The sequence below is a fragment of the Alkalibacterium indicireducens genome, from assembly GCF_039522005.1.
GTDB classification, from domain to species: domain Bacteria; phylum Bacillota; class Bacilli; order Lactobacillales; family Carnobacteriaceae_A; genus Alkalibacterium; species Alkalibacterium indicireducens.
On the sequence record NZ_BAAADA010000221.1, the window covers coordinates 1 to 1,446 of the forward strand.

The window sequence follows — 1,446 nt, forward strand, 5'->3', positions numbered from 1 at the left end:
CATGGTATCCTCGGGCTTTTGAGCAGTCCACAGCTTAAATCTGTGGACTAATTTCATCCTGTTATCTGTTATAATTGAATCACTACAAAACAAAAAAACAAAACAGGAACTGAGGTTATTTTACCATGAATTCTACAGAAATTTATCAAACAAAGCGAAGTTTAATCACTTTTTTAGAAAAACTGACCGAAGGTCTTTCTAAACCACGAAAGAAATTTTACAGTGATATTTTATATGGCATGTCTAAGGCTCAAAATACCCTGTTATCAGATATTGCACGAGCGTTAGAAGAAAATATTGACTTGCAGTACACCATTAAACGCTTATCTCGTAATGCTTCTGAAGAGAATGACTTGAAAGAGCTCCATCATAATTATTTAAATGGCCTAAGAACATCTATACCGGATAACCCTTTGGTTATCGTTGATGAATCAGAAATTGTTAAACCTTATGCCGAAAAGATGGAACATTTAGCTTTAGTCCGTGATGGGTCAAAGAATGTTTTAGAGAAAGGCTATCCTACAATCAATTTTTCAATGGCTACACTGAAAACGAAACATCCCTTGCCTCTGTATAATCATTTGTATTCTTCCAAGGAGAAAGATTTTCACAGTCAAAATATTGAAATAGCCAAAGGCTTTAATACAGTCACTTCGTTTTTAGGAAAGAAAAAGGCTACTTTCGTTATGGATCGTGGTTATGACACCAATACGATATATGAGTATGTCCAAGATATCGGCCATCACTTCATTACGCGACTAAAGGATAATCGTTATTTACTACATAGAAATCGTCGCGTGAAAGTCCCTGACTTAGCGCATCGTCGGAAAGGAAAAATCAACTTTAAGACGGAAATTCAAGGTGATGAATATAAATTAAAGGTTAGTCATATTAAAGTTAAGTTGCCTGTGTTAAAAGATTCCCCTCTTAATATGGTTGTTGTCTATGGCTATGGCGAAAAGCCAATGAAACTATTAACGAATCACTCCATCAATGGGAAGGACGATGTCCTTCGAATTCTGAAAAGTTATATTACTCGCTGGCGAATTGAAGAACTCTTTCGTGTTCAAAAGGAAGAGTTTCAATTAGAAAAAACGCGAACAATGACGGTCAGTTCATTACGCATTCTGTATACACTGATGAATTGTCTTGTTGGGCATTATTCGTTGGCCATTGAAAAGAGTAACTACCATACACAAACAGTCTTAGCACGGGCACGACCTTCAAACAAACGAAAGAAAATAAAGTTCTATCTTTATCGGTTCATACGAGGTATCTCTAAAATCCTCTCGTTTGATACAGTAGGTATCAGATACTTTTATAAAGTAGAAAAGCGTTCGAATCAGTTATCTTTACTGTGAATGAATAAACTGAATAATTTTTTAAAACGCGCATATGGGCGTTTCATTTGCATGGCTATTTTTAAACATAATTGCTAAAAATGAG

The 1,446-nt window shown here is 35.3% G+C and carries 1 protein-coding gene; it reads left to right on the forward strand.

From position 1 onward, the window contains the following. The first annotated feature begins 125 nt into the window (after window positions 1-125). The gene (locus ABFX15_RS12040; protein ID WP_091895368.1) at window positions 126-1,361 is read left to right on the forward strand and encodes a transposase; all 1,236 of its coding nucleotides are present in this window, start codon (window positions 126-128) and stop codon (window positions 1,359-1,361) included. The last annotated feature ends 85 nt before the right edge of the window (window positions 1,362-1,446 follow it).